Origin of the sequence: Burkholderia sp. HI2500 (genome assembly GCF_002223055.1) — a bacterium.
In the GTDB taxonomy this organism is placed as follows: domain Bacteria; phylum Pseudomonadota; class Gammaproteobacteria; order Burkholderiales; family Burkholderiaceae; genus Burkholderia.
The window spans coordinates 87,515-110,908 of record NZ_NKFL01000003.1 but is presented as its reverse complement, the minus strand read 5'-3'; the positions used below and the strand labels follow the sequence as shown (position 1 = coordinate 110,908).

Annotated in this window: 30 protein-coding genes and 1 tRNA gene; 2 read left to right on the top strand and 29 right to left on the bottom strand. The window is 65.4% G+C overall.

The window, feature by feature from the left end; translation table 11 throughout:
* Positions 1–13: 13 nt before the first annotated feature.
* Complete coding sequence (locus tag CFB45_RS02080; protein WP_089424347.1) at positions 14–667, top strand: hypothetical protein; 654 nt, start codon at positions 14–16, stop codon at positions 665–667.
* A 204-nt stretch (positions 668–871) separates the two neighbouring features.
* Here CFB45_RS02080 and CFB45_RS02075 read toward each other — a convergent pair.
* The 7 genes from CFB45_RS02075 to CFB45_RS02045 all read right to left on the bottom strand — a co-directional run bounded on the left by CFB45_RS02075 (position 872) and on the right by CFB45_RS02045 (position 6,013).
* A tRNA-Thr gene (locus tag CFB45_RS02075) sits at positions 872–947 on the bottom strand.
* 18 nt (positions 948–965) lie between these two features.
* Entirely contained in the window at positions 966–1,493 is a 528-nt protein-coding gene (locus CFB45_RS02070; RefSeq protein ID WP_089424346.1) for a ClpXP protease specificity-enhancing factor, read from the bottom strand.
* Positions 1,494–1,564: 71 nt separating this feature from the next.
* A complete protein-coding gene (locus CFB45_RS02065) occupies positions 1,565–2,176 on the bottom strand; it encodes a glutathione S-transferase N-terminal domain-containing protein (RefSeq protein ID WP_006400565.1) in 612 nt (203 codons plus the stop codon).
* A 92-nt stretch (positions 2,177–2,268) separates the two neighbouring features.
* Entirely contained in the window at positions 2,269–3,027 is a 759-nt protein-coding gene (locus CFB45_RS02060) for a cytochrome c1 (RefSeq protein ID WP_089424345.1), read from the bottom strand.
* A 21-nt stretch (positions 3,028–3,048) separates the two neighbouring features.
* On the bottom strand, positions 3,049–4,431 hold the full coding sequence (locus CFB45_RS02055; RefSeq protein WP_089424344.1) for a cytochrome b: 1,383 nt from the start codon (positions 4,429–4,431) through the stop codon (positions 3,049–3,051).
* Positions 4,428–5,048 carry a ubiquinol-cytochrome c reductase iron-sulfur subunit gene (gene petA / locus CFB45_RS02050; RefSeq protein ID WP_039366620.1) on the bottom strand — a complete coding sequence of 207 codons (621 nt, stop codon included), beginning with the start codon at positions 5,046–5,048 and terminating at the stop codon, positions 4,428–4,430. The genes CFB45_RS02055 and petA overlap by 4 nt, the downstream gene beginning before the upstream one ends.
* Positions 5,049–5,266: 218 nt before the next feature.
* Positions 5,267–6,013: a Nif3-like dinuclear metal center hexameric protein gene (locus CFB45_RS02045; RefSeq protein ID WP_089424343.1), complete on the bottom strand. Its 747-nt coding sequence runs from the start codon at positions 6,011–6,013 to the stop codon at positions 5,267–5,269.
* 21 nt (positions 6,014–6,034) lie between these two features.
* Between CFB45_RS02045 and CFB45_RS02040 the strand changes: the two genes are divergently transcribed.
* The gene (locus CFB45_RS02040; protein WP_089424342.1) at positions 6,035–7,240 is read left to right on the top strand and encodes a Do family serine endopeptidase; all 1,206 of its coding nucleotides are present in this window, start codon (positions 6,035–6,037) and stop codon (positions 7,238–7,240) included.
* Positions 7,241–7,450: 210 nt separating this feature from the next.
* Here CFB45_RS02040 and tatC read toward each other — a convergent pair whose 3' ends face one another.
* The 22 genes from tatC to CFB45_RS01930 all read right to left on the bottom strand — a co-directional run bounded on the left by tatC (position 7,451) and on the right by CFB45_RS01930 (position 23,379).
* Positions 7,451–8,239 (bottom strand): twin-arginine translocase subunit TatC, encoded by a 789-nt coding sequence (gene tatC / locus CFB45_RS02035; protein ID WP_089424341.1) that lies wholly within the window; start codon positions 8,237–8,239, stop codon positions 7,451–7,453.
* A 41-nt stretch (positions 8,240–8,280) separates the two neighbouring features.
* Positions 8,281–8,811 (bottom strand): Sec-independent protein translocase protein TatB, encoded by a 531-nt coding sequence (gene tatB / locus CFB45_RS02030; RefSeq protein WP_089424340.1) that lies wholly within the window; start codon positions 8,809–8,811, stop codon positions 8,281–8,283.
* 26 nt (positions 8,812–8,837) lie between these two features.
* Positions 8,838–9,068 (bottom strand): Sec-independent protein translocase subunit TatA, encoded by a 231-nt coding sequence (gene tatA, locus CFB45_RS02025; RefSeq protein ID WP_021161850.1) that lies wholly within the window; start codon positions 9,066–9,068, stop codon positions 8,838–8,840.
* A gap of 93 nt (positions 9,069–9,161) precedes the next feature.
* Positions 9,162–9,527: a histidine triad nucleotide-binding protein gene (locus tag CFB45_RS02020; protein ID WP_059491979.1), complete on the bottom strand. Its 366-nt coding sequence runs from the start codon at positions 9,525–9,527 to the stop codon at positions 9,162–9,164.
* Between the two features lie 31 nt (positions 9,528–9,558).
* Positions 9,559–9,951, bottom strand: a complete 393-nt coding sequence (locus CFB45_RS02015; protein WP_011350734.1) for a DUF4870 family protein — start codon at positions 9,949–9,951, stop codon at positions 9,559–9,561.
* Positions 9,952–10,020: 69 nt separating this feature from the next.
* The gene (locus CFB45_RS02010) at positions 10,021–10,386 is read right to left on the bottom strand and encodes a phosphoribosyl-ATP diphosphatase (RefSeq protein ID WP_006751798.1); all 366 of its coding nucleotides are present in this window, start codon (positions 10,384–10,386) and stop codon (positions 10,021–10,023) included.
* Positions 10,383–10,799 (bottom strand): phosphoribosyl-AMP cyclohydrolase, encoded by a 417-nt coding sequence (gene hisI / locus CFB45_RS02005; protein ID WP_039366640.1) that lies wholly within the window; start codon positions 10,797–10,799, stop codon positions 10,383–10,385. The genes CFB45_RS02010 and hisI overlap by 4 nt, the downstream gene beginning before the upstream one ends.
* Positions 10,799–11,572 (bottom strand): imidazole glycerol phosphate synthase subunit HisF, encoded by a 774-nt coding sequence (gene hisF / locus CFB45_RS02000; protein WP_089424339.1) that lies wholly within the window; start codon positions 11,570–11,572, stop codon positions 10,799–10,801. The genes hisI and hisF overlap by 1 nt, the downstream gene beginning before the upstream one ends.
* A gap of 107 nt (positions 11,573–11,679) precedes the next feature.
* A complete protein-coding gene (gene hisA, locus CFB45_RS01995; protein WP_089424338.1) occupies positions 11,680–12,435 on the bottom strand; it encodes a 1-(5-phosphoribosyl)-5-[(5-phosphoribosylamino)methylideneamino]imidazole-4-carboxamide isomerase in 756 nt (251 codons plus the stop codon).
* Positions 12,436–12,599: 164 nt separating this feature from the next.
* Positions 12,600–13,241 (bottom strand): imidazole glycerol phosphate synthase subunit HisH, encoded by a 642-nt coding sequence (gene hisH / locus CFB45_RS01990; protein WP_089424337.1) that lies wholly within the window; start codon positions 13,239–13,241, stop codon positions 12,600–12,602.
* Positions 13,238–13,858, bottom strand: a complete 621-nt coding sequence (locus CFB45_RS01985) for a YchE family NAAT transporter (protein ID WP_039366649.1) — start codon at positions 13,856–13,858, stop codon at positions 13,238–13,240. The genes hisH and CFB45_RS01985 overlap by 4 nt, the downstream gene beginning before the upstream one ends.
* A gap of 66 nt (positions 13,859–13,924) precedes the next feature.
* Entirely contained in the window at positions 13,925–14,512 is a 588-nt protein-coding gene (gene hisB, locus CFB45_RS01980; protein WP_011350728.1) for an imidazoleglycerol-phosphate dehydratase HisB, read from the bottom strand.
* Positions 14,513–14,577: 65 nt separating this feature from the next.
* Positions 14,578–15,651 carry a histidinol-phosphate transaminase gene (gene hisC / locus CFB45_RS01975; protein ID WP_089424336.1) on the bottom strand — a complete coding sequence of 358 codons (1,074 nt, stop codon included), beginning with the start codon at positions 15,649–15,651 and terminating at the stop codon, positions 14,578–14,580.
* 144 nt (positions 15,652–15,795) lie between these two features.
* On the bottom strand, positions 15,796–17,112 hold the full coding sequence (gene hisD / locus CFB45_RS01970) for a histidinol dehydrogenase (protein WP_089424335.1): 1,317 nt from the start codon (positions 17,110–17,112) through the stop codon (positions 15,796–15,798).
* A 24-nt stretch (positions 17,113–17,136) separates the two neighbouring features.
* On the bottom strand, positions 17,137–17,790 hold the full coding sequence (gene hisG, locus CFB45_RS01965; RefSeq protein ID WP_011350725.1) for an ATP phosphoribosyltransferase: 654 nt from the start codon (positions 17,788–17,790) through the stop codon (positions 17,137–17,139).
* Positions 17,787–19,136 (bottom strand): UDP-N-acetylglucosamine 1-carboxyvinyltransferase, encoded by a 1,350-nt coding sequence (gene murA / locus CFB45_RS01960; protein WP_069246963.1) that lies wholly within the window; start codon positions 19,134–19,136, stop codon positions 17,787–17,789. Before murA ends, hisG begins: the two co-directional genes overlap by 4 nt.
* 14 nt (positions 19,137–19,150) lie before the next feature.
* Positions 19,151–19,390, bottom strand: coding sequence for a BolA family protein (locus CFB45_RS01955; protein WP_006477131.1), 240 nt, complete (start codon positions 19,388–19,390; stop codon positions 19,151–19,153).
* Positions 19,391–19,445: 55 nt separating this feature from the next.
* Positions 19,446–20,285: an ABC transporter permease gene (locus CFB45_RS01950; RefSeq protein WP_256978078.1), complete on the bottom strand. Its 840-nt coding sequence runs from the start codon at positions 20,283–20,285 to the stop codon at positions 19,446–19,448.
* A complete protein-coding gene (locus tag CFB45_RS01945) occupies positions 20,282–21,208 on the bottom strand; it encodes an ABC transporter ATP-binding protein (protein ID WP_011350722.1) in 927 nt (308 codons plus the stop codon). Before CFB45_RS01945 ends, CFB45_RS01950 begins: the two co-directional genes overlap by 4 nt.
* Positions 21,209–21,400: 192 nt before the next feature.
* The gene (locus CFB45_RS01940; RefSeq protein ID WP_089424333.1) at positions 21,401–21,676 is read right to left on the bottom strand and encodes an STAS domain-containing protein; all 276 of its coding nucleotides are present in this window, start codon (positions 21,674–21,676) and stop codon (positions 21,401–21,403) included.
* Positions 21,673–22,302, bottom strand: coding sequence for an MlaC/ttg2D family ABC transporter substrate-binding protein (locus tag CFB45_RS01935; protein WP_050013177.1), 630 nt, complete (start codon positions 22,300–22,302; stop codon positions 21,673–21,675). The genes CFB45_RS01940 and CFB45_RS01935 overlap by 4 nt, the downstream gene beginning before the upstream one ends.
* Before the next feature lie 111 nt (positions 22,303–22,413).
* The gene (locus CFB45_RS01930; protein WP_089424405.1) at positions 22,414–23,379 is read right to left on the bottom strand and encodes an MlaA family lipoprotein; all 966 of its coding nucleotides are present in this window, start codon (positions 23,377–23,379) and stop codon (positions 22,414–22,416) included.
* Between the last annotated feature and the right edge of the window lie 15 nt (positions 23,380–23,394).

Here is a 23,394-nt window from a genome sequence, read left to right as displayed (position 1 = left end):
CCGGCCATTCACCGTGGCAGCGAAACGCATCGACGACCGGATTCGCGAGCGCGGCCAGTTCGAGCCCGGTGAATTGGTGCGGGTATCGCTGGATCGGCCCAAACGCAGTCATGTTGCGTGGATGACGCGCGCGGATCTGGATGAGCATGCGGTAACCGCCAACCATGTCGACGGGGTCGAGCACGTCACCGAGCTGAGAAAGATTGCGTTGCTCGACCAGGCGTGCGAGCACGTTTGCCCGGATTGCCTGGATGAACTGCTCGTACGGTCAGGCGAGCAACCGCACTCACCGACGCCCGTGTCGCGCGCGTTCGACACGGCGATCGTCGCCGACAATGCGACGGTGAGCGGCCCGCTCGTCAGGTGCGACATCCACGGGATTGGATTCGGCTCGTGCACCTCGCCGGCCATGGCAGCCTTGATCGATCGGGGTGACGCGCTGCCGCACGGTCGGCTGATCAAGGTAGTCGTGGTTTCGCCGAAAGCCGAAAACGAATTCTGGTTCGACGAAGCCTTCCTTCGCCGCTTGCTCGGTGAAGATACCGATCTTTCCAGCGGCATTTATCGAATGGAATCGGGCGAGCGCAGCCTGCACCTGCTCGAAAGCGGGGAATCGGTATGCAGGTACTGCCTGGAAGACTGGCTCCGACGCAACGACATCGCTTAGCGATGCACCGCTCCTGACAGGCAACACCTCGTGCCGACCGGAGATCGTACGGCACGAAGTCGTGAAAGAGATTCCGCATGCTTGCGTCGGAACATGCGATGCGTGGAAGCGGGTATGCCACGCGACCCGCGTCGGGTTTGTCGCCTTATGGGACAGAAACGACAAAGGGCCGGGAGGCAAAACCTCCCGGCCCTTCGTTCAATGTGGTGCCGGCTGCAGGACTCGAACCCGCCACCTGATGATTACAAATCAACTGCTCTACCAGATGAGCTAAGCCGGCGTAGCGCGAGATTCTACCTCATTTCACGATCTTGAGGCGAGGTCTGCTGCCACCTTTTGAACCGTCGCCATCGCCGTCGGTTTTCGGCGGTTCGTCGGCGCCTTCGGAGGGCTCCTCGTTCGCGCCGCTGTCGGCCACCGGCGTCAATGCAGCAGGCGATTCGTCGCGCTGCGCATCATCCGTCTGCGCCGCTTCATCATCGAACGCACCCGAATCCGCGCCTTCACCCGCGACGGCATCGACCTGGAACGCCATGCCCTGCCCGTTCTCGCGCGCATAGATCGCGAGCACATTGGCAACCGGAATCTCGATCTTGTGCGCCTTCCCGGAGAACCGGGCCGTGAACTCGATCCACTCGTTGCCCATCTGCAACTGGCTCGTCGCCTCGAAGCTGATGTTGAGCACGATCTCGCCGTCACGCACGAACTGACGCGGTACGCGCGTCGAGTTGTCGACCCTCACCGCGATATGCGGCGTGTAACCGTTATCGGTGCACCACTCGTACAACGCGCGCAGCAGATAAGGCTTCGTTGAAATCTCTTGCATCACAATCCTCGAACCCGGAGCGGGGGCGCGGCATGCCGCGCCGCCCGCTCCGTCATGCACTCATTGCACCATCAACGACGCATGACCTTTTCGGACGGCGTCAGTGCTTCGATGTAGGCCGGACGGCTGAAGATCCGCTCGGCGTACTTCATCAGCGGCGCCGCGTTCTTCGACAGCTCGATGCCGTAGTGATCCAGACGCCACAGCAGCGGCGCGATCGCGACGTCGAGCATCGAGAATTCCTCGCCGAGCATGTACTTGTTCTTCACGAAGATCGGCGCGAGCTGCGTCAGGCGATCGCGGATCGCAAGGCGTGCCTTCTCGTGGTTCTTCTCCGCTGCCTTGCCCTTCTCGTTCTCGAGCGTGCTGACGTGGACGAACAGTTCCTTCTCGAAGTTGAGCAGGAACAGGCGTGCACGTGCGCGCTGCACGGGGTCGGCCGGCATCAGCTGCGGATGCGGGAAGCGCTCGTCGATGTACTCGTTGATGATGTTCGATTCGTACAGGATCAGGTCGCGCTCGACCAGGATCGGCACCTGACCGTACGGGTTCATCACCGAAATGTCTTCCGGCTTGTTGAACAGGTCGACGTCACGGATTTCGAAGTCCATGCCCTTCTCGAACAGCACCAGCCGGCAACGCTGGGAGAACGGGCAAGTTGTGCCGGAATACAGAACCATCATGTTTGCGTTTCCTCAAAAAAGCCGAGGGCCGGCACGCGGCGAACCCCTTCCGGGGTTCCACCTTGCGCCGGCCCCACGCCGGTCAGGCGTGATTACTTGATATCTTTCCAGTACGCGGCATTGAGCCGCCAGGCCAGGAAAGTCAGGACACCGAGAAAGATCAGCACCCATACGCCGAGGCGTTTACGGGTCTGCTGAGCCGGCTCGGACATCCAGGTCATGTACGCCACCAGGTCGGCAACCGCAGAATCATAATCCACCGCGGACAGTGTCCCCGGTGTGACCTGCTGGAAGCCGACGAGCGTATGAACCTTCTCGCCCGTCTCCTCGTCCGTCTTGTCTTCGAATTTGGCGGTGCGCTGCCCCTGCAGCTGCCACAGTACATGAGGCATGCCGACGTTCTCGAACACCGCGTTGTTCCAGCCGCTCGGCCGTGTATCGTCGCGGTAGAAGCTCCGCAGATACGTATACAGCCAGTCGCGGCCGCGCGCGCGCTCCTCGACCGACAGGTCGGGCGGCGAGGTGCCGAGCCAGTTCTTCGCGTCTTCGGGCCGCATCGCGACGGACATCGTGTTGCCGACCTTGTCGGTCGTGAACAGGAGATTCTTTTCGATCTCCTTCTGGGATATGCCCAGATCCGTCAGACGGTTGTAGCGCATCAGGTTCGCGCTGTGGCAGTTCAGGCAATAGTTTACAAACAATTGCGCGCCGTGCTGAAGCGAAACGAGATTTTCCGTGTTATCGGGCGCCCGGTCGAGCGGAAAATTACCTTCCGCCCGAACCGCCGCCGCCGCCAGCAGCGCACACGCGGTCGCCCCGATCAGCGCGAGTGTCGAAAGCAGTTTCTTCATGTCGTTCTCTCCTCGCTCACGTTAATGGGGCTTGAAGCGCACCCGCTCCGGCGGCTGCTTGAACGTGCCAAGCGGCGTCCAGACGGGCATGCCGAGGAAGAACGCGAAGTAGATCAGCGCACAGGCCTGCGCGATCAGCGTCGAGGCCGGCGATGGCGGCCGCGTGCCGAGGAACCCGAGGGTCAGGAACGCCACGACGAAGATCCCGAGGAAGACCTTGTGGAACAGCGGCCGGTAGCGGATCGACTTCACCGGGCTGCGGTCGAGCCACGGCAGGAAGAACAGCGAGACCACCGCGGACCCCATCACGACGACGCCCCAGAACTTCGACTCCGTCAGGTACATGAACACGACGATCGCCGCGGCCAGCACCGGCAGGCCGACCTTCCACTTGCCGCGCGCGCGGATCAGCGCGAGCACGCCGAGCAGCGCGATCACGATCATCAGGACGATCTTGAACGGGTCGGTGGTCGCGCGCAGCATCGCGTAGAACGCGGTGAAGTACCAGACCGGCGCGATCTCGGGCGGCGTCTGCAGCGGGTTCGCCGGGACGAAGTTGTTCGCCTCGAGGAAGTAGCCGCCCATCTCCGGCGAGAAGAACACGATCAGCGCGAACACCATCAGGAACACGCACACGCCGAGGAAATCGTGCACCGAGTAATACGGATGGAACGGGATGCCGTCGAGCGGCACGCCGTTCTCGTCCTTCTTCGCCTTGATCTCGATGCCGTCCGGGTTGTTCGAGCCCACTTCGTGCAGCGCGACCAGGTGCGCGATCACGAGGCCGACCAGCACGAGCGGAATCGCGATCACGTGGAACGCGAAGAAGCGGTTCAGCGTGACGTCCGACACGACGTAGTCGCCGCGAATCCACAGCGACAGGTCAGGGCCGACGAACGGGATCGCCGAGAACAGGTTCACGATCACCTGCGCGCCCCAGAACGACATCTGGCCCCACGGCAGCAGGTAGCCGAAGAACGCCTCGGCCATCAGGCACAGGAAGATCGCGCAGCCGAAGATCCACACGAGTTCGCGCGGCTTGCGGTACGACCCGTAGAGCAGCCCGCGGAACATGTGCAGGTAGACGACCACGAAGAACATCGACGCGCCCGTGGAGTGCATGTAGCGGATCAGCCAGCCCCACGGCACCTCGCGCATGATGTACTCGACCGACGCGAACGCGAGCGTCGAGTCGGGCTTGTAGTTCATCGTCAGGAAGATGCCGGTGACGATCTGGTTGACGAGCACCAGCAGCGCGAGGGAGCCGAAGAAGTACCAGAAGTTGAAGTTCTTCGGCGCGTAGTACTCGGAAACGTGCTTCTTCCAGGTGGACGTGAGCGGGAAGCGCTGATCGATCCAGCCGGTGAGACCTGTCGTGGAGACTTCCTTGTTGTCGGCCATCACGCTTCTCCTTTCTCGTCCTTGCCGATCACGAGGGTCGTTGCCGACGTGAACATGTAGGGCGGGATGTCGAGATTCTGAGGCGCCGGTTTGTTCTTGAACACACGGCCGGCGAGGTCGTAGGTCGAACCATGGCACGGGCAGAGGAAGCCGCCCGGCCAGTCGTCCGGCAGGTTCGGCTGCGGACCCGGCGTGAAGCGTTGGCTTGGCGTGCAGCCGAGGTGCGTACACACGGCCATCACGACGAGAATGTTCTTGCGATCGGCCCGCGCGCGATATTCGTTCGCGCAATACGCGGGCAACGGCATCGTATAGGGCTTTTCGGTGGTCGGATCGGCCACTTCCTTGTCGGCCTTGACCACATCGGCGAGCATCGCGTCGGTGCGGTTCAGGATCCACACCGGCTTGCCGCGCCACGGCACGGTCACCATTTCACCGGGCTTCAGCCCGCTGATGTCGACTTCGACCGGTGCACCGGCCGCTTTCGCTTTCGCGGACGGCGCAAGCGACGCCGCGAAAGGTATGACGGTGGCTACGCCTCCCACGCCACCTGCTACGGATGTCGCAATCAGCCAGGTACGGCGGCCGCTGTCGACGCGTTTCTCTTCCTTGTCTCGCATCACACGCCCCACTTCTGAGTTGGATTTTCCGTCACGACTTTTCATTCCGCCGCTAGTTTGCGCGAATGGAGTCGCCATTTACAAGGCCCGGAGATGAAAATCCCTTCGAAGTGATTGATAGTTAAGGGTTTTCCCCCACTATCGGAGCGATTAAATCATTTCGCTTTTAAGCATCCGCTACATTGTGAAATTTCGATGCGCTGCCGCAAATCCGGCATTCAGACCGGGTTATGGATATCGATAAAAAGGTGTTCGATATCGAATTCTTCCGACAAGTGGGCGCCAAGTGCCTGGATTCCGTAGCGCTCGGTCGCATGGTGCCCTGCCGCAACGAACGCGACACCGCTCTCGGCAGCCGTGTGCGTCACGTATTCGGACACCTCGCCGGTCAGGAACACGTCCGCGCCGGCGTCGATCGCCGCGTCGAAATAGCTTTGCGCGGCGCCCGTGCACCACGCGATACGGCGCAGCTGCATGTCCGGATCGCCGAGCACGAGCGGCGTGCGGCCAAGCGTGCGTTCAACCTTCGCGACGAAGTGCTCGAGCGTGACGGGCATCGGCAGCGTCGCCATCCAGCCGAGGTCACCTTCGCCGAACCGCTGCTCGCCGATCAGGCCAAGCCGGTCGCCGAGCTGCGCGTTGTTGCCGAATTCGGGATGCGCGTCGAGCGGCAGGTGGAACGCGAACAGGTTCAGGTCGTTCGCGAGCAGCAGCTTCAGGCGCTGGTACCTGCGGCCCGTGATCTGCGGCGGCTCGTTGCGCCAGAAATAGCCGTGATGGACCAGCACGGCATCTGCCCCCCATTCGAGCGCGGCTTCGAGAAACGCGACCGACGCCGTCACGCCGGTGGCGATCTTCTCGATCTTGCGGCGCCCCTCGACCTGGAGGCCATTCGGGCAATAGTCCTTGAAGCGCGCGGTTTCAAGGGTATTGTTCAAGTACAATTCAAGTTCGATCCGATCCATATAAACCTCTAATCCATTCAGATGCTTAGACGCTTCTGGCTGTTCTTCGCGCAGGCGGTTACCGTGCTGCTCGCGCTGATGTTCATCGTCGTGACGCTCAAGCCGCAATGGCTGCAACGGCAAGGACAGCTCGGCAAGCAGCTCGCCACGCCGATCGTTGCGCTGCGGGAAGTCGCGCCGGGCATCGGCGGCGCACCGGCGACCACGTCGTACGCCGAAGCCGCGCAAAAGGCGATGCCGGCCGTCGTCAACGTGTTCTCCAGCAAGGACGGCTCGCTGCCGCCCGACCCGCGCGCGAAAGATCCGCTGTTCCGCTACTTCTTCGGCGACCGCAACGCCCGCAAGCAGCAGGACGAACCGGCCGCCAACCTTGGCTCGGGCGTTATCGTGAGCCCTGAAGGTTACATTCTAACGAACCAGCACGTCGTGGACGGCGCCGACCAGATCGAAGTCGCGCTCGCCGACGGCCGCACGGCCACCGCGAAGGTGATCGGCAGCGATCCCGAAACCGATCTCGCCGTGCTGAAGATCAACATGACGAACCTGCCGACGATCACGCTCGGCCGCTCCGACCAGTCGCGGGTCGGCGACGTCGTGCTCGCGATCGGCAACCCGTTCGGCGTCGGCCAGACGGTCACGATGGGGATCATCAGCGCGCTGGGCCGCAACCACCTCGGCATCAACACGTTCGAGAACTTCATCCAGACCGATGCGCCGATCAACCCCGGCAACTCGGGCGGCGCGCTGGTCGACGTGAACGGCAACCTGCTCGGCATCAACACCGCGATCTACTCGCGTTCGGGCGGCTCGCTCGGCATCGGCTTCGCGATCCCCGTGTCGACCGCGCGCACGGTGCTGGAAAGCATCATCACGACGGGCTCGGTCACGCGCGGCTGGATCGGCGTCGAGCCGCAAGACGTCACGCCGGAGATCGCCGAGTCGTTCGGGCTGACGCAGAAATCGGGCGCGATCGTCGCCGGCGTGCTGCAGGGCGGCCCGGCCGACAAGGCCGGCATCAAGCCGGGCGACATCCTGATCTCGGTCAACGGCGACGAGATCACCGACACCACGAAGCTGCTGAACACCGTCGCGCAAATCAAGCCCGGCACGGCGACCAAGGTGCACGTCGTGCGCAAGGGCAAGGCATTCGACCTGAACGTGGTGATCGGCAAGCGCCCGCCGCCGCCGAAGCAGGCGCTCGACGAGCAGGACAGCGATACCGAGTGACGCCGGGCGAGCGGCGCACGGCCGCATGCCCGGACACCGTCGGAAATGAAAAAGGGCAGCCGGTTGGCTGCCCTTTTGCTTTGTATCGAAAGACCGTCGTTGCCGGGCAGATGGCCCCGCCAGCCGCTTTCCGACCGACTACGCCACCGGGTTTCGCTCAAGCCCAGCGCCCGAAAGTCCAGCCACCACGCGGCGCCCGGCGCGCTGCCGTCAACTGGCGGCTTCGCCGTTCCCCGCCTCGCCTTCCTCGGCCGACTTCTTCGGCACGAAGAACCGCGCCGCCAGCAGCCCGATCTCGAACAGCACGACCAGCGGCAAGGCGAGCATCAGTTGCGAGAACACGTCCGGCGGCGTGACGACCGCCGCGACGACGAACGCGCCGACGATCACGTACGGACGCATCTCCTTCAGCTTCTTCAGCGACAGCACGCCCATCCGGACGAGCAGCACGACGACGATCGGCACCTCGAACGTGACCCCGAACGCGATGAACATCCCGAGCACGAAGCTCAGGTAGTTGTCGATGTCGGTGGTCATTTCCGCGCCGAGCGGCGCGTTGTAGTGCGCCATCACGCGGAAGATCGTCGGGAACACGAGGAAGTACGCAAACGCCATCCCGCACAGGAACAGCAGGTAGCTGCTGCCGACGAGCGGCGCGACGAGCTTCTTCTCGTGCTGGTACAGCCCCGGCGCGACGAACGCCCAGATCTGGTACAGCACGATCGGCAGCGCGATCACGAGCGCGACGAGCATCGTGACCTTCATCGGCACGAAGAACGAGCCGGTGACGTCGGTGACGATCATCTTGCCGTCCTTCGGCAGGTTCTCCATCAGCGGCCGCGCGAGCAGCCGGAAGATGTCGGGCGCCCAGTAGACGAGCCCGAGGAACACGACGATCACGGCCGCGCCCGCGCGAATGATGCGATCGCGAAGCTCGACGAGATGGGAAATGAAGGTTTCTTCCGGGGCGTCGCCCGGGTTCTGCTGGGGGTCGCTCACACCGGCCCTCGGTAGGATTGACGAGCGAGCATGCGCTCGGCTCAGAAGAAGCGCGTCGGCCGGCGCAGGCTGGCCGGCTGGTGGCGCGCGACACGCGCGGCGCCCGACTGCACGTGGGTACGGCGGGTGGTCGCGCGCTTGTACCAGGCAGGCGCAGCCGCCTGCTTGACGCGCCAGTTGCGGCGCTTCGGCGCGAGCGCGGCCGAACTGCCGCGCCACGACGGCATGGCGGGCGTATCGGAACCCGTCGAACCGGCGTCGCCCGCCGCTTCGTTGAGACCGCCGACCGCGGAATGCCACGTGTCGTTCAGTTCCTTCTCGTGCTCACGCAGGTTGTCGTGAATCGTCGTCTCGACATTGCGCGCGGCCGACTCGAAATCGGTCTTCATCGTCCGCAGCGCGTCGAGTTCGATTTCGCGCGAGACCTCGGCCTTCACGTCGTTGATGTACCGCTGCGCACGGCCGAACAGCGCGCCTGCCGTGCGCGCAACGCGCGGCAGGCGCTCGGGGCCGAGCACCACGAGCGCGACGACGCCGATCAGCGCCATCTTCGAAAGACCGAGATCCAGCATCGCGAATGCCTGTCAGCGTACCGGCGTTACGCCTTGTTCGAGTCGGAACGCGTCGTTTCCTTCGCGTTGACGTCGACCGAGCCCGAGCGCGGCAGTTGCTGCGCGTCCGCCGGTGCTTCGCCGTCCTTCATGCCGTCCTTGAAACCCTTCACGGCGCTGCCGAGGTCGTTGCCGATGTTGCGCAGCTTCTTCGTACCGAAAACCAGCGCGACGATCAGCAGCACGATCAGCCAGTGCCAAATGCTCAATCCACCCATGATGAAACCTCTCCTCAACCACGCCGCGATGCGGCGTAAATCGCCGGCAACGCGCCGGCTTCGACCATCGATGCGGGGAAACGCCCCGCGCCGTCAACCCATCCGCTGCCAGGGGCGCGGGCCGGCCAGGATATGCGCGTGCAGGTGGTAGACCTCCTGCCCGCCGCCCGGGCCCGTGTTGATCACCGTACGGAAACCGGTTTCGCCGCCCGTATACGCGACGCCGAGCTGGCCGGCGAGACGCGAGACGAGCAGCATCAGCCGGCCGAGCATCGGTGCGTCGGCGTCGCTCGCCGCCGACAGCGTCGGCAGATGCTGGCGCGGAATCACGAGCACGTGGGTCTCGGCCGCCGGGCGGATGTCGCGGAACGCGACGAATTCGTCATCCTCGTGCACCTTCGTGCTCGGGATCTCGCCTGCCGCGATCTTGCAGAACAGGCAATTCGGATCGTGACTCATGTTGCTCCTGCAGACGCCCGCCCGAGGCCGGTCAGAACCAGGCCTGCGGATCGAGCGGCTTGTTGTCGTTCAGGTACAGCCAACCCTTGATGATACGGTACAGCGTCCAGATCCATGTGACAAACATCACTGCGAATCCGATCACCACGAACATGAGCGCGAACCCGATCACATACGCGATCAGCGCGCGCCAGAACGTGCGGATCTGCCACTCGAAGTGGGCCGCATACGGCGTGCCGGCCACATCGTCGCGCTTCACGTAGTTGATGATGATCGCGATGATGCCCGTGACGCCGCCCGTCAGCCAATGAAACGCATAGAGGCCGTAGAGCACGTGAGTCAGCGTACGCAGCCCGTTCAGGCGCTCGGCGTCCGCGGCCCCCGGCACCGACGGCGGCGGAAACTGGCTTGGCGTATCGGTCATGATGCTACCCCCGTTAGATGACAATTCTTACAGCTTACCGCACTGTGGCCATCCCGCGACAAGGGCCTGTCAACCGCCGTTTTCCTCGCGCTCGCGACGCTTGCGCAGGGCCTTCTCCTCGATACCCGACAGCCCTTCGCGGCGCTCGAGCTCGCCGATCACGTCGGCCGGGCTCAGGTCGAAATGCGACAGCATCACGAGGCAGTGGAACCACAGGTCGGCCACCTCGCCGACGAGCGCGGTCGGCGCGCCGCCCTGGCGCACGTCCTTCGCGGCCAGCACGACTTCCGTCGCCTCTTCGCCGATCTTCTTCAGCACCGCGTCGTCGCCCTTGTGGAACAGGCGCGATACGTACGATTGATCGGGATCGCCGCCCTTGCGGCTATCGATCACGGCCGCGAGGCGCAGCAGGGTGTCTTCGGTCGATTGCGTCATTTGTAGATGTGTTCGGGATCTTTCAGCACCGGTTCGACCGCAACCCAGTCGCCGCTGTCGACGGTGCCCTCAAATTTCTGGAAGAAGCACGAATGCCGGCCGGTGTGGCACGCGATGCCCGACACCTGCTCGACCTTCAGCAGCACGACGTCCTCGTCGCAATCGAGCCGCACCTCGTGCACGTGCTGCACGTGGCCCGACTCCTCGCCCTTGAACCACAGGCGCTTGCGCGAGCGCGAATAGTAGACCGCGCGCTGCGTCTCGATCGTCTTCGCCAGCGCCTCGCGGTTCATCCACGCGAACATCAGCACGTCGTTCGTCGACGCCTCCTGCGCGATCACCGGCACGAGGCCGTTGTCGTCCCAGCGGACCTTGTCGAGCCACGCGGGCAATGCATTCGTTTCCGTATTCATCACAGCCTCACCGGGATGCCCTGGTCGGCCATGAAGCGCTTCGCCTCGCCGACCGTGTGCTCGCCGTAGTGGAAGATACTCGCGGCCAGCACCGCATCGGCGCGGCCGTCCTTGATGCCGTCGGCCAGGTGCTGCAGCGAGCCGACACCGCCCGACGCGATCACCGGCACCGGCACCGCGTCCGACACGCCGCGCGTGAGCGCGAGGTCGAAGCCCGACTTGGTGCCGTCGCGGTCCATGCTCGTGAGCAGGATCTCGCCCGCGCCGAGCTCGGCCATCTTGCGCGCCCATTCGATCGCGTCGAGGCCCGTGTTCTTGCGGCCGCCGTGCGTGAACACTTCCCAGCGCGGCGCTTCGCCGTCGGCCGACACGCGCTTCGCGTCGATCGCGACGACGATGCACTGCGAGCCGTACTTGTCGGCCGCGTCGCGCACGAGCTGCGGGTTCGCGACCGCCGACGAATTCATGCTGACCTTGTCCGCGCCCGCGTTCAGCAGGCGTCGCACGTCCTCGACGGCGCGCACGCCGCCGCCGACGGTCAGCGGAATGAACACCTGCGACGCGACGGCTTCGATGATCGGCAGGATCAGGTCGCGCTGGTCGGACGTCGCGGTGATGTCGAGGAACGTCAGTTCGTCGGCGCCCTGGTCGTCGTAGCGGCGGGCGATCTCGACAGGATCGCCGGCGTCGCGCAGCTCGACGAAGTTGACGCCCTTGACGACACGCCCGGCAGTCACGTCCAGGCAGGGGATGATGCGTTTAGCTAGAGCCATGATGTTGCGCCAAATGCCGCGATGGGACGGCCGGTTGCGGAAAGCCTCGCGCGAGGCTTCCGGTCGGGGCCGCCTGCAGGCAGCCCCGGCGAGCGGGACAACCGCGCTTACGCGTTGTCGAGTTCGCCGTTCAGTTCGTCCGCGCGCCTTTGCGCGGCCGCGAAATCGAGATCGCCGGAGTAGATCGCCCGGCCGCAGATCACGCCTTCGACGCCGTGCTCCTCGACTTCGCACAGGTTCTCGATGTCCGTGAGGTTCGACAGGCCGCCGCTGGCGATCACGGGGATGCCGACTGCCTGCGCGAGCTTCACGGTCGCGTCGATGTTGATGCCCTGCAGCATCCCGTCGCGGCCGATGTCCGTGTAGACGATCGATTCGACGCCGTAGTCCTCGAACTTGCGCGCAAGGTCGATCACTTCGTGGCCGGTCAGCTTGCTCCAGCCGTCGGTCGCGACCTTGCCGTCCTTCGCGTCCAGGCCGACGATGATGTTGCCGGAGAACGCGGTGCACGCGTCCTGCAGGAAGCCGGGGTTCTTCACGGCGGCCGTCCCGATGATCACGTAGGACAGGCCGGCGTCGAGATACTTCTCGATCGTCTCGAGGCTGCGGATGCCGCCGCCGAGCTGGACGGGAATTTCATCGCCGACCTCGTCGAGGATCGCTTCGATCGCCTCGAGATTCTTCGGCTTGCCGGCGAACGCGCCGTTCAGGTCGACGAGATGGAGCCGCCGGGCGCCGAGATCGACCCACTTGCGGGCCATCGCCGCCGGGTCCTCGGAAAAAATCGTGGCCTGGTCCATATCGCCCTGTTTGAGGCGCACACACTGACCGTCTTTGAGGTCGATGGCCGGAATCAGCAACATAGCAATCGGGTGTCGTCGTGGAAAAAGAAAAGAATCCGGCGCGTACCGGCCAATCCGGTACCGCGCCGTCTCGCTAGTTTAGTACAACTCTTTCGGCGCTTAGGCGCGAGCGCGCCGTGCGACAGGCCGTTCGGCCAGATCGACTGTGGCTCGCGCACCACGTTTTACGGCTTCCAGTGTACGAAGTTGCGATACAGACGCAACCCGACCTCCGCGCTTTTCTCCGGGTGGAATTGGGTCGCGAAGAGGTTGTCCCGCGCGACCGCGGACGTAAACGGCGCGCCGTAGGCCGTTTCGCCAACCGTATGCGCCGGGTTGTCCGGCGTCACGTAATAACTGTGCACGAAGTAGAAATACGCGTCGTCGGGCACGCCGTCCCACAGCGGGTGCGGCTGCGCCTGGCGCACGCGGTTCCAGCCCATCTGCGGCACCTTGAAGCGCGAGCCGTCGTCCTGCAGGCGGCCGTCGAGCGCGAAACGCACGACCTTGCCGGGCAACAGGCCGAGACCCTTCGTGTCGCCTTCCGCGCTCCAGTCGAACAGCATCTGCTCGCCGACGCACACGCCGAGCAGCGGCTTCGTGCGCGAGGCCTCGATCACGGCCTCCTGCAGGCCCGATTCGCCGAGGCTGCGCATGCAGTCGGGCATCGCGCCCTGGCCGGGCAGCACGACACGGTCGGCCGCGCGGATCGCGGCCGGCGTGTCGACGATCGCCACGTCGGCGGCCGGTTCGGCCTTCTTGAGCGCCTGCGCGACCGAGCGCAGGTTGCCCATCCCATAATCCACAATCGCAATCGAAGTTTTCATCTCAGTGCAGGCAGTAGCGCCCTCAGTCCATTGACGATGAATTCCACCGCCAGCGCCGACAGCATCAGACCCATCAGCCGCGTGGCGATGTTGATGCCCGTGCGGCCGATCCAGTTCGCGATCGGCTCGGCGAGCCGCATCGCGACGAAACACAGAAAAGCCAGGACCGCGCCGATCGCGACCAGTCCGGCCCGCTCATACCAGTGATGCGAGTTCGCCGCATAGATGATCACCGTGCTGATCGAGCCGGGGCCCGTGAGCAGCGGAATCGCCAGCGGCACGACCGCGATGTTGTCCTTCAGCTCCGCCTCGTGGCGCTCCTCCGGCGTCGATCGCGTGTTGCCGATCTGCGCGTTCAGCATGTTGATCGCCATCAGCAGCATGATGATCCCGCCGCCCACTTCGAGCGACCCGACCGAAATGCCGAAGAAGTCGATGATCTGCTGCCCGAGCAGCGTCGTCACCGTGATCACGCAGAACACCGACACCGACGCGATCCGGATCGTGCGCCGCCGCTCGGCATCCGTCTGCTGCGCCGTCAGGCTCAGGAAGAACGGCACCGCGCCGACCGGATTGATCAGCGCCAGCAGCGATATGAACGATTTGAGCAGATCCATCGCAAGCCGGCGCCGCGCGCCGAAGCCGTGAGGTTGTCCTTGACGCGCCGTCCGGTCAGTTCAGGTTCAGAGACTGCCCTTCGTCGACGGGATCTGCCCCGCCGCACGCTCGTCCAGCTCCACCGCCGCGCGCAGCGCACGGCCGAAGGCCTTGAACACCGTTTCGAGCTGATGGTGCGCGTTGATCCCGCGCAGGTTGTCGATGTGCAGCGTGACGCCCGCGTGGTTCACGAAACCGCGGAAGAATTCGATCGACAGGTCGACGTCGAACGTGCCGATCCGCGCCCGCGTGAACGGCACGTGGAACTCGAGGCCCGGCCGGCCGGAGAAGTCGATCACGACGCGCGACAGCGCCTCGTCGAGCGGCACGTACGAATGGCCGTAGCGGCGGATGCCCTTGCGGTCGCCGATCGCCTTCGCGACGGCCTGGCCGAGCGTGATGCCGACATCCTCGACCGTGTGGTGATCGTCGATATGCGTATCGCCATGCGCTTCAACCTCGAGATCGACCAGACCGTGTCGCGCGATCTGGTCGAGCATATGGTCGAGGAACGGCACGCCGGTGGCCAGCTTCTGCTGGCCCGTGCCGTCGAGATTGAGCTTCACACGGATCTGCGTTTCGCTGGTATTGCGAACGACTTCCGCCACACGCATGGCAATTCCTTGACTGAGTCGATGTAAATGGGGATTGATCGTTTCGCGCTGCGGCGCCCAGAGGCTCAACCGGGCAGCGCGAGTTTCAAAGCGGCCAGCAGGCGCGCGTTTTCGTCGGGAGAACCGACGGTCAGCCGCACGCAATCAGCCAGCAACGGATGCATTTTACTCACGTTTTTGACCAATACCCGCTCGGTGAGCAGCGCGTCGAACACGGCGGCCGCGTCCGGCACGCGCACCAGCAGGAAATTGCCGGCGCTCGGGAACACCGTCGTGCCCGGCAGCGCGGCCACTTCCTGTGCGAGACGCGTGCGTTCCGCTCGCAGGTCGGCCGCCTGCGCGTCGAGCACGTCGAGGTGGTCGAGCAGGAAATCGGCGGTCGCCTGGGTCAGCACGTTGATGTTGTACGGCGGGCGCACCTTGTCGAATTCGGTCAGCCACGCGGGCGACCCGACCAGATAGCCGAGGCGGATGCCCGCGAGGCCGAGCTTCGACACCGTGCGCATCACGACGACGTTGTCGAATTCGGCGGCGCGCGGCAGCCATGAGCGCACTGCGAACGGCTGGTACGCCTCGTCGATCACGACCAGGCTGTGCCATGCGGCCGCGACGATCCGTTCGATGTCGGCATCGTCGTACAGCGTGCCGGTCGGGTTGTTCGGGTACGCGAGATAGACGAGCGCCGGACGATGCTCGGCAATCGCCGCGAGCATCGCGTCGACGTCGAGCGTCAGGTCGGCCTTCAGCGGCACGCCGACGAATTCGAGCTGCGCGAGCTTCGCGGACAGCTCGTACATCACGAAGCCCGGCACCGGCGCGAGCACCTTCGCGCCCGGCTTCGCACAGGCCATCGACATCATGCTGATGATTTCGTCCGAGCCGTTGCCGAGCAGCACGTCGCAGCCGGCCGGCACGCCCATCGCATGGCGCAGCTTGTCGAGCAGCGCGGCCGGGCGCGGCGCCGGGTAGCGGTTCAGCGCGACCTGCGCGAGACGCTCCCCGAGCGCCGCGGCGAGCGGTTCGGGCAGCGGGTACGGGTTCTCCATCGCGTCGAGTTTCACGAACCCGCTCGCGTCCGGCACCGGGTAGCTCGTCATCGCGAGCACGTCGCGGCGGATGATGTCTTGTGGCGTCGTCATGGTCTCAAGCCGGCGTACGTCGCGCCGGCGTCAATGGGTAGGCAAAGCGGCGGCTGCCGCCCTGCACTGGTGTCTCCCGCCCCGACCTTCGGGGGCAGGCCGGGCGGCACATCAGCGCCGGCCGCGGCCCCGTGCAGCGTGCGGTCAGTTCTTCATCCGGAATTCGGCGCTCTTCGCGTGCGCCTGCAGCCCTTCGCCGTACGCGAGCTCGGATGCGATCTCGCCGAGCGTCTGCGCACCTTCCGCGCTGACTTCGATCACGCTCGAGCGCTTGATGAAGTCGTACACGCCGAGCGGCGACGAGAAGCGCGCGGTGCGCGACGTCGGCAGCACGTGGTTCGGGCCCGCGCAGTAGTCGCCGAGGCTCTCGCTCGTGTAGCGGCCGAGGAAGATCGCGCCCGCATGGCGGATCTGCTGGCCCCATTGCTGCGGCTCCAGCGCGGAGATTTCCAGGTGCTCGGGCGCGATGTCGTTCGCGATCCGGCAAGCCTCGGCCATGTCGCGCACCTTGATCAGCGCGCCGCGGCCTTCGAGCGACGCGCGGATCACGTCCTGGCGCGGCATCGACGGCAGCAACTCGTCGATCGCCTTTGCGACGCGCTCGAGGAACGCACCGTCCGGGCACAGCAGGATCGATTGCGCGAGTTCGTCGTGCTCGGCCTGCGAGAACAGGTCCATCGCGACCCAGTTCGGGTCGGTCGTGCCGTCGCACAGCACGAGGATTTCCGACGGCCCGGCGATCATGTCGATGCCGACCGTGCCGAACACGCGGCGCTTCGCCGACGCGACGTACGCATTGCCGGGGCCGCAAATCTTGTCGACGGCCGGCACCGTCGCCGTGCCGTATGCGAGCGCGCCGACCGCCTGCGCACCGCCGATCGTGAACACGCGATCGACGCCGCCGAGCAGCGCCGCGGCGAGCACGAGGTCGTTCTTCACGCCGTCCGGCGTCGGCACGACCATCACGATCTCGCCGACGCCCGCGACGCGCGCGGGAATCGCGTTCATCAGCACCGACGACGGATACGCGGCCTTGCCGCCCGGCACGTACAGGCCGACGCGGTCGAGCGGCGTGATCTTCTGGCCGAGCACCGTGCCGTCGCTTTCCGTGTATTGCCAGCTATGCGTGCCGCACTCGATCTTCTGCTTCTCGTGGTACGCACGCACCCGCGCGGCAGCGGCTTCCAGCGCCGCGCGCGCCTTCGGCGCGAGGCCGTCGAGCGCCGTCTGCAGCGCGTCCTGCGGCAGCTCCAGCGCGGCGACGCTCGTCGCGCTCAGCCGGTCGAAGCGGTTCGTGTACTCGAGCACCGCGGCATCGCCGCGCGACTTCACGTCGGCGAGGATCTGCGCGACCGATTGCTCGATCGCCGCGTCTTCGCTCGCCTCGAATGCGAGCAGCGCGCGCAGCTCGGCGCCGAAGCCTTCGCTCGTCGAATCGAGCTTGCGGATGGTGATGGACATGGGAGTTCCGTTACGGTGATGCGCTCAACCGCCATTCTGCGACGCGCGTTCGAACGCGTCGAGGATCGGCTTGAGCGCCGTGCGCTTCAACTTCAGCGCAGCCTGGTTCACGACGAGGCGCGACGAGATCGCCATGATCTCCTCGACCTCGACCAGATTGTTCGCCTTCAGCGTGCCGCCCGAGCTGACGAGGTCGACGATCGCGTCGGCCAGCCCGACCAGCGGCGCCAGCTCCATCGAGCCGTACAGCTTGATCAGGTCGACGTGCACGCCCTTCGCGGCAAAGTGCTCGCGTGCGGTTTCGACGTACTTCGTCGCGACGCGCAGGCGCGCGCCTTGGCGCACGGCGCTCGCATAGTCGAAACCGGCCGACACGGCCACCGACATCCGGCAGCGCGCAATGTTCAGATCGATCGGCTGGTACAGGCCCGAGCCGCCGTGCTCGACCAGCACGTCCTTGCCGGCCACGCCGAAGTCGGCCGCGCCGTATTCGACATAGGTCGGCACGTCGCTCGCGCGCACGATGATCACGCGCAGGTCGGGGTTCGTCGTCGGCAGGATCAGCTTGCGCGACGTTTCCGGATCCTCGGTCACCTGCACGCCGGCCGCGGCCAGCAGCGGCAGGGTTTCCTCGAAAATCCGGCCCTTCGACAGGGCAAGGGTCAGCGGCGCGGTCATGCTTGGCTCCCGGAAAGGCGGCGCACGTTCGCGCCGACGGCGGTCAGTTTGGCTTCCATGCGGTCGTAGCCGCGGTCCAGGTGATAGATGCGGTCGACCAGCGTTTCGCCGTCGGCACGCAGCCCGGCGATCACGAGGCTCGCCGACGCGCGCAGGTCGGTCGCCATCACGTTCGCGCCCGACAGCTTCTCGACCCCCGTCACGAGCGCGGTGTTGCCGTCGATCGTGATGTTCGCGCCGAGCCGGTTCAGCTCCTGCACGTGCATGAAACGGTTCTCGAAAATGGTTTCGACGACTTGCGCGGTGCCCGTCGCGACCGTATTGAGGGCCATGAACTGCGCCTGCATGTCGGTCGGGAACGCCGGGTATTCCGACGTGCGGATCGTCACCGCCGACGGGCGGCGGTCCATCTTCACGCGCAGCCAGCTGTCGCCTTCCTCGATCGACACGCCGGCTTCGCGCAGCTTGTCGATCACCGCGTCGAGGATGTGCGGGCGCACGCCCGTCAGCATCACGTCGCCGCCGGCCGCCGCGACCGCGCACAGGAACGTGCCGGCCTCGATGCGGTCGGGGATCACCGAATGGCGCGCGCCGTGCAGCCGCTCGACGCCCTGGATCACGAGGCGATCGGTGCCGATGCCGTCGATTTTCGCGCCCATCGCGACCAGCAAGTGTGCGAGATCGCTCACTTCCGGCTCGCGCGCGGCGTTTTCGATCACCGTCTCGCCGTCGGCGAGCGTCGCGGCCATCAGCAGGTTTTCCGTGCCCGTCACCGTGATCATGTCGGTCACGATGCGCGCGCCCTTCAGGCGCTTCGCGCGGGCTTCGATGAAGCCGTGCTCGATGCTGATCTCGGCGCCCATCGCCTGCAGGCCCTTGATGTGCTGGTCGACCGGACGCGCGCCGATCGCGCAGCCGCCCGGCAGCGACACCTTTGCCTCGCCGAAGCGCGCGAGCAGCGGCCCGAGCACGAGGATCGACGCGCGCATCGTCTTCACGAGCTCGTACGGCGCGACGAGGTTGTCGACGCGCGACGCGTCGAGCTGCACGCGGCAGCCGTCCGTCTCGCTCTTCACGCCCATCTGGTTCAGCACCTTCAGCGTGGTCCGCACGTCCTTGAGATTCGGCACGTTGTCGAGATCGACCGGGTCACCGGTGAGCAGCCCCGCGCACAGGATCGGCAGCGCGGCATTCTTCGCGCCCGACACGACGATCTCGCCCGACAGGCGGTGGCCGCCTTCGATCACGAGCTTGTCCATCCCATGGCCATGCGCTTCCCCGTTGGCGGCCGGGTGTGCCGTGGCGACGCTCTGGACGGCGTCGCGCTCGTTGACGGTGACTTGCACTCAGTGATTTCCGTTTATGCGTTCTGCCATTCGGCGGGCGTCAGCGTCTTCATGCTGAGCGCGTGAATTTCCTGTTTCATGCGATCGCCGAGCGCCGCATAGACGAGCTGGTGCCGCTGGATCGGCCGCTTGCCTTCGAAGGCCGCCGACACGATCGTCGCGAAGAAATGCTGGCCGTCGCCTTCGACTTCCAGATGCGTGCAGGCGAGACCGCCGGCGATGTATTGCTTGACCTGTTCGGGAGTCGGCAACATGGTGTAAGGCTCCTGTCGGCGCGCGCCGCCCGGATGGCGGCCGCTGCCGTCGATATCAATGACGCAGTTTGTAGCCGGTCGCGAGCAGCCGCATCGCGATCAGCGCGAGCAGCACGAAGAAACCGGTGACGATCGCGAGGCTCGTGAACGGGTTGATATCGGACGCGCCGAAGAACCCGAAACGGAAGCCGTCGATCATGTAGAAAAACGGGTTGAGACGCGAGATCTCGCGCCACACGGGCGGCAGCGAGTGCGTCGAATAGAACACGCCGGACAGGAACGTCAGCGGCATGATCAGGAAGTTCTGGAACGCGGCGAGCTGGTCGAACTTCTCGGCCCAGATCCCGGCGATCAGGCCGAGCGTGCCGAGGATCGCCGAGCCGAGCAACGCGAACGCAATGATGAACAGCGGCGCCGCGAAATGCATCGGGATAAACCAGATCGTCACGACGAACACGCCCGCGCCGACCGCGAGGCCGCGCACCACGGACGCAAGCACGTACGCGCCGAAGATGTCGCGGTACGACAGCGGCGGCAGCAGCATGAACACGAGGTTGCCGGTGATCTTCGACTGGATCAGCGACGACGAGCTGTTCGCGAACGCGTTCTGCAGCACGCTCATCATCACGAGGCCCGGCACGAGAAAGCTCACGTACTCGACGCCCGGATACACCTCGACGCGGCCCGACAGCGCGTGGCCGAAGATCGTCAGATACAGCAGCGCCGTGACGATCGGTGCGCACACCGTCTGGAACGACACCTTCCAGAAACGCAGCAGTTCCTTGTAGAACAGCGTTTGAAACCCGCTTCCCGACACTCGCCGGGCCGCCCCAAGAGTGGCGGGCGCCCCCTCGGGGGGCAGCGAACGCAGTTCGCGTGGGGGTTGTTGATTCATGCCAATCCCTCGATGACGTCTGCTCCGTTCATCACCTGGACGAACACATCTTCGAGGTCGGCCTTGCGGACCTCGATCTCGTCGAACGTGCAGCCCGCCGCGCGGCATTGCGCGAGGATACGCTCGACATCGTCGTAGCTCGTCAGGCGCAGCAGATGCTCGCCCGGCGCGCGGGCGGCCGGATCGGACTCCAGCCCGCGCAGCTCGGACGGCAATGCGCCGGTCGCGAGGCGCAGGTACAGCTGCAGCCCCGCGAAGCGGCGCAGCAGCGCGTCGGTGCGGTCGAGCGCAACCACTTCGCCACGGCGCAGCATCGCGATGCGGTCGCACAGCGACTCGGCTTCCTCGAGGTAATGGGTGGTCAGCACGATCGTGTGGCCCTCGCGATTCAGCCGCGAGATGAATTTCCACAACGTCTGGCGCAGTTCGACGTCGACGCCGGCGGTCGGTTCGTCGAGCACGATCACCGGCGGCCGGTGCACGAGCGCCTGCGCGACCAGCACGCGGCGCTTCATGCCACCCGACAGCGCGCGCATGTTCGCGTCGGCCTTCTCGGTGAGGTCGAGATTGGCCATCACTTCGTCGATCCAGTCGTCGTTGCGGCGTAGCCCGAAATAGCCGGACTGGATCCGCAGCGTCTCGCGGACGGTGAAGAACGGATCGAACACGAGTTCCTGCGGCACGACGCCGAGTGCGCGGCGCGCGCCACGGAAGTCCTTGACGACGTCGTGACCACGCACCGAGATACTGCCTTCGTCGGCCCGGGCGAGCCCGGCGAGGATACTGATGAGCGTGGTTTTGCCTGCGCCGTTGGGGCCGAGCAGACCGAAAAACTCGCCTTCCTCGACCGACAGGCTGACGCCCTTGAGCGCCTGAAGCGACTTGTAGCGCTTCTTGACGTGACGGATTTCTATGGCTGACATGACTGTGCGCGACGCCAGGGCCGCGACGCCTATTCTGTGCTTGCTGCGTATGAAAATGGGGGCCGGACGCCGATTGGCTGCCCCGCAAAACGCTTGATTATAGGGCAAACCGGCTGGGGGAGCCGGTGCCGGAGGCACGCGGCCTGAAGCTTGCGCGCGCCGGGCGGCGCGGCAGGCTCCGGTCGGACAGGGTCAATGTCGCCCGGTGCCGTCGATGAGCGCGTCGACGCCGTACGCGCGCGCGAGGCTGGCGAGCTTCGGGGGGAGATTGTGGATGTCGAGGGTCGCGCCGCGCGCTTTGGCGGCACGTTGCCATGCGAGCAGCACGGCGAGCGCGGACGAATCGAACTGCGTCAGCGCCGCGCAATCGACGGCGGTCGCGCCCGCGCCGATGCGCGCAAGACCGTCCGCGAGCGCAGACTTCGCGCTCGCGACGGTCAGCGAGGAGCCGGCTTCGAAGCCGCTCACGACGCTTGCTTGCCGGCGGCAAGTTGCTGGTTGCGCTGCGTGAGGAACTGGATCAGGCCTTCCACGCCGCTTTGCTGGATCTTCTCGTTGAACTGCTGCTGGTACGTCTGGATCAGCCACGCGCCGAGCACGTTCAGGTCATACACCTTCCAGCCGTTCGCCGTCTTGTACAGGCGGTAATCGATCTGGACCGGCTGGCCGTTGTTCATCGCGACCGTCTTGACCACGACATCGGTATCGGCCGGATCGGCACGGAACGGCGGGTACTGGATCTGCTGGTCCGGCTTCAGCTGCGCCAGCGCACCCGAGTACGTGCGGATCAGCAGCAGCTTGAACTGCTCCTGAACCTGCTGCTGCTGCTCGGCCGTCGCGGTGCGCCAGTTGCGGCCCATCGCGAGCTGCGTGGTGCGGCGGAAATCGGTGTACGGCAGGATGTCCTTGTTGACGATCGTGATGATGCGGTTGGTGTCGCCCTGCTTGATCGTCTGCTGCTTGACTTCGTCGAGCACCTGCTGCGTCGCCGTCTTGATCAGCGCCTGCGGGTTCGACTGGTCGACTTGCGCGTGGGCTGCGCTACCGAACGAGAACAGCGCCGCGAAAACGGGGATCAGGAACAGTTTTTTCATCATAGTGGCCTGCATGAATGAGTCGATGCGAAGGTTGGAGCAGGTAGCTTACGCGCAAGTTCGCATACGCTACCGACTGAATCGTTTCCGGCTGTAACGAATGTAAATCCGTCAGTGCAGCCGGATGCTCGGGAACCGGAACCCGCCCGGCGACGGCGGCGCCACCTGCATCGCCGGCACGTTCGTCTCGCTGGCCGGGTTCGGCGATTCGGCCGTGCCCGAAGCCGGCGCGGCCACCGCCGCGCCCGATGCGCCCGCCGGCGCCGTTGCACCGCCCACCGCCGCTGCGCCCGCCGCACCGGCCGCGCCGGCTGCCGCCGGTGCCGCGCCGTCTTCCGGCAGGTCGTACTTCGGCAGCGCATCGTTGCTCGACGTCGCGGCCGCCTCGCCGCGCGCGTTGCTGATCAGCATCTGGCGGCGTTGCAGGTACGCGTTACGGACGAACGAATACTTGTCGAGCGCCGCGGCATCCAGCACGTCGCCCGCGCCGAGCAGGTTCGAACGCGTGTTGACGAGATTGACGCCGAACAGGCCCCAGCTCAGGCCATCCGGCTTCACGTACGTGAGCGGGTTGCCGACGTAGTCGACGCCCAGGCCCGCCGTGTCGCGCAGCGTGCTCGGGCCGAGCAGCGGCAGCACGAGGTACGGGCCCGACGGCATGCCGTAGCGGCCCATCGTGATCCCGAAGTCGGCCGTGTGCTTCGGCAGCTTCGCGATCGTCGCGACGTCGAACAGGCCGCCGACGCCGAACACCGTGTTGATCACGACGCGCATGATGTCGCCGACGCCGTCGGCAATGCGCAGCTGCACGATGTTGTTCGCCGCGATGTAGACGTCGCCGATGTTCGAGAAGAAGTTTGTCACGCTGTCGCGCACCGGCTGCGGCACCACGTACTGGTAGCCCTTCGCGACCGGCTTCAGCGCATACGTGTCGACCGTGTCGTTGAACTTGTACATCGACCGGTTGAAGCCTTCGAGCGGATCGCCCTTGGTCGGCGTCTGCACGGTCGCGCAGCCGCTCAACGCGGCGACTGCCGCTACCGCCAGCCCGGCCTGCCTGATGCGGATCGTCTGCATGGTCATTCCCTCTTG

What these genes read in the sequence shown, in the direction of transcription:
- CFB45_RS02070 (WP_089424346.1), bottom strand. Translation starts at nt 1,493, where the DNA reads ATGCAAGAGATTTCAACGAAGCCTTATCTGCTGCGCGCGTTGTACGAG.
- CFB45_RS02065 (WP_006400565.1), bottom strand. Translation starts at nt 2,176, where the DNA reads ATGATGGTTCTGTATTCCGGCACAACTTGCCCGTTCTCCCAGCGTTGC.
- CFB45_RS02060 (WP_089424345.1), bottom strand. Translation starts at nt 3,027, where the DNA reads ATGAAGAAACTGCTTTCGACACTCGCGCTGATCGGGGCGACCGCGTGT.
- petA (WP_039366620.1), bottom strand. Translation starts at nt 5,048, where the DNA reads ATGCGAGACAAGGAAGAGAAACGCGTCGACAGCGGCCGCCGTACCTGG.
- CFB45_RS02045 (WP_089424343.1), bottom strand. Translation starts at nt 6,013, where the DNA reads ATGGATCGGATCGAACTTGAATTGTACTTGAACAATACCCTTGAAACC.
- CFB45_RS02040 (WP_089424342.1), top strand. Translation starts at nt 6,035, where the DNA reads ATGCTTAGACGCTTCTGGCTGTTCTTCGCGCAGGCGGTTACCGTGCTG.
- tatB (WP_089424340.1), bottom strand. Translation starts at nt 8,811, where the DNA reads ATGCTGGATCTCGGTCTTTCGAAGATGGCGCTGATCGGCGTCGTCGCG.
- tatA (WP_021161850.1), bottom strand. Translation starts at nt 9,068, where the DNA reads ATGGGTGGATTGAGCATTTGGCACTGGCTGATCGTGCTGCTGATCGTC.
- CFB45_RS02020 (WP_059491979.1), bottom strand. Translation starts at nt 9,527, where the DNA reads ATGAGTCACGATCCGAATTGCCTGTTCTGCAAGATCGCGGCAGGCGAG.
- CFB45_RS02015 (WP_011350734.1), bottom strand. Translation starts at nt 9,951, where the DNA reads ATGACCGATACGCCAAGCCAGTTTCCGCCGCCGTCGGTGCCGGGGGCC.
- CFB45_RS02010 (WP_006751798.1), bottom strand. Translation starts at nt 10,386, where the DNA reads ATGACGCAATCGACCGAAGACACCCTGCTGCGCCTCGCGGCCGTGATC.
- hisI (WP_039366640.1), bottom strand. Translation starts at nt 10,799, where the DNA reads ATGAATACGGAAACGAATGCATTGCCCGCGTGGCTCGACAAGGTCCGC.
- hisF (WP_089424339.1), bottom strand. Translation starts at nt 11,572, where the DNA reads ATGGCTCTAGCTAAACGCATCATCCCCTGCCTGGACGTGACTGCCGGG.
- hisA (WP_089424338.1), bottom strand. Translation starts at nt 12,435, where the DNA reads ATGTTGCTGATTCCGGCCATCGACCTCAAAGACGGTCAGTGTGTGCGC.
- hisH (WP_089424337.1), bottom strand. Translation starts at nt 13,241, where the DNA reads ATGAAAACTTCGATTGCGATTGTGGATTATGGGATGGGCAACCTGCGC.
- CFB45_RS01985 (WP_039366649.1), bottom strand. Translation starts at nt 13,858, where the DNA reads ATGGATCTGCTCAAATCGTTCATATCGCTGCTGGCGCTGATCAATCCG.
- hisB (WP_011350728.1), bottom strand. Translation starts at nt 14,512, where the DNA reads ATGCGTGTGGCGGAAGTCGTTCGCAATACCAGCGAAACGCAGATCCGT.
- hisC (WP_089424336.1), bottom strand. Translation starts at nt 15,651, where the DNA reads ATGACGACGCCACAAGACATCATCCGCCGCGACGTGCTCGCGATGACG.
- hisD (WP_089424335.1), bottom strand. Translation starts at nt 17,112, where the DNA reads ATGTCCATCACCATCCGCAAGCTCGATTCGACGAGCGAAGGCTTCGGC.
- hisG (WP_011350725.1), bottom strand. Translation starts at nt 17,790, where the DNA reads ATGACCGCGCCGCTGACCCTTGCCCTGTCGAAGGGCCGGATTTTCGAG.
- CFB45_RS01955 (WP_006477131.1), bottom strand. Translation starts at nt 19,390, where the DNA reads ATGTTGCCGACTCCCGAACAGGTCAAGCAATACATCGCCGGCGGTCTC.
- CFB45_RS01950 (WP_256978078.1), bottom strand. Translation starts at nt 20,285, where the DNA reads ATGAATCAACAACCCCCACGCGAACTGCGTTCGCTGCCCCCCGAGGGG.
- CFB45_RS01945 (WP_011350722.1), bottom strand. Translation starts at nt 21,208, where the DNA reads ATGTCAGCCATAGAAATCCGTCACGTCAAGAAGCGCTACAAGTCGCTT.
- CFB45_RS01935 (WP_050013177.1), bottom strand. Translation starts at nt 22,302, where the DNA reads ATGAAAAAACTGTTCCTGATCCCCGTTTTCGCGGCGCTGTTCTCGTTC.
- CFB45_RS01930 (WP_089424405.1), bottom strand. Translation starts at nt 23,379, where the DNA reads ATGCAGACGATCCGCATCAGGCAGGCCGGGCTGGCGGTAGCGGCAGTC.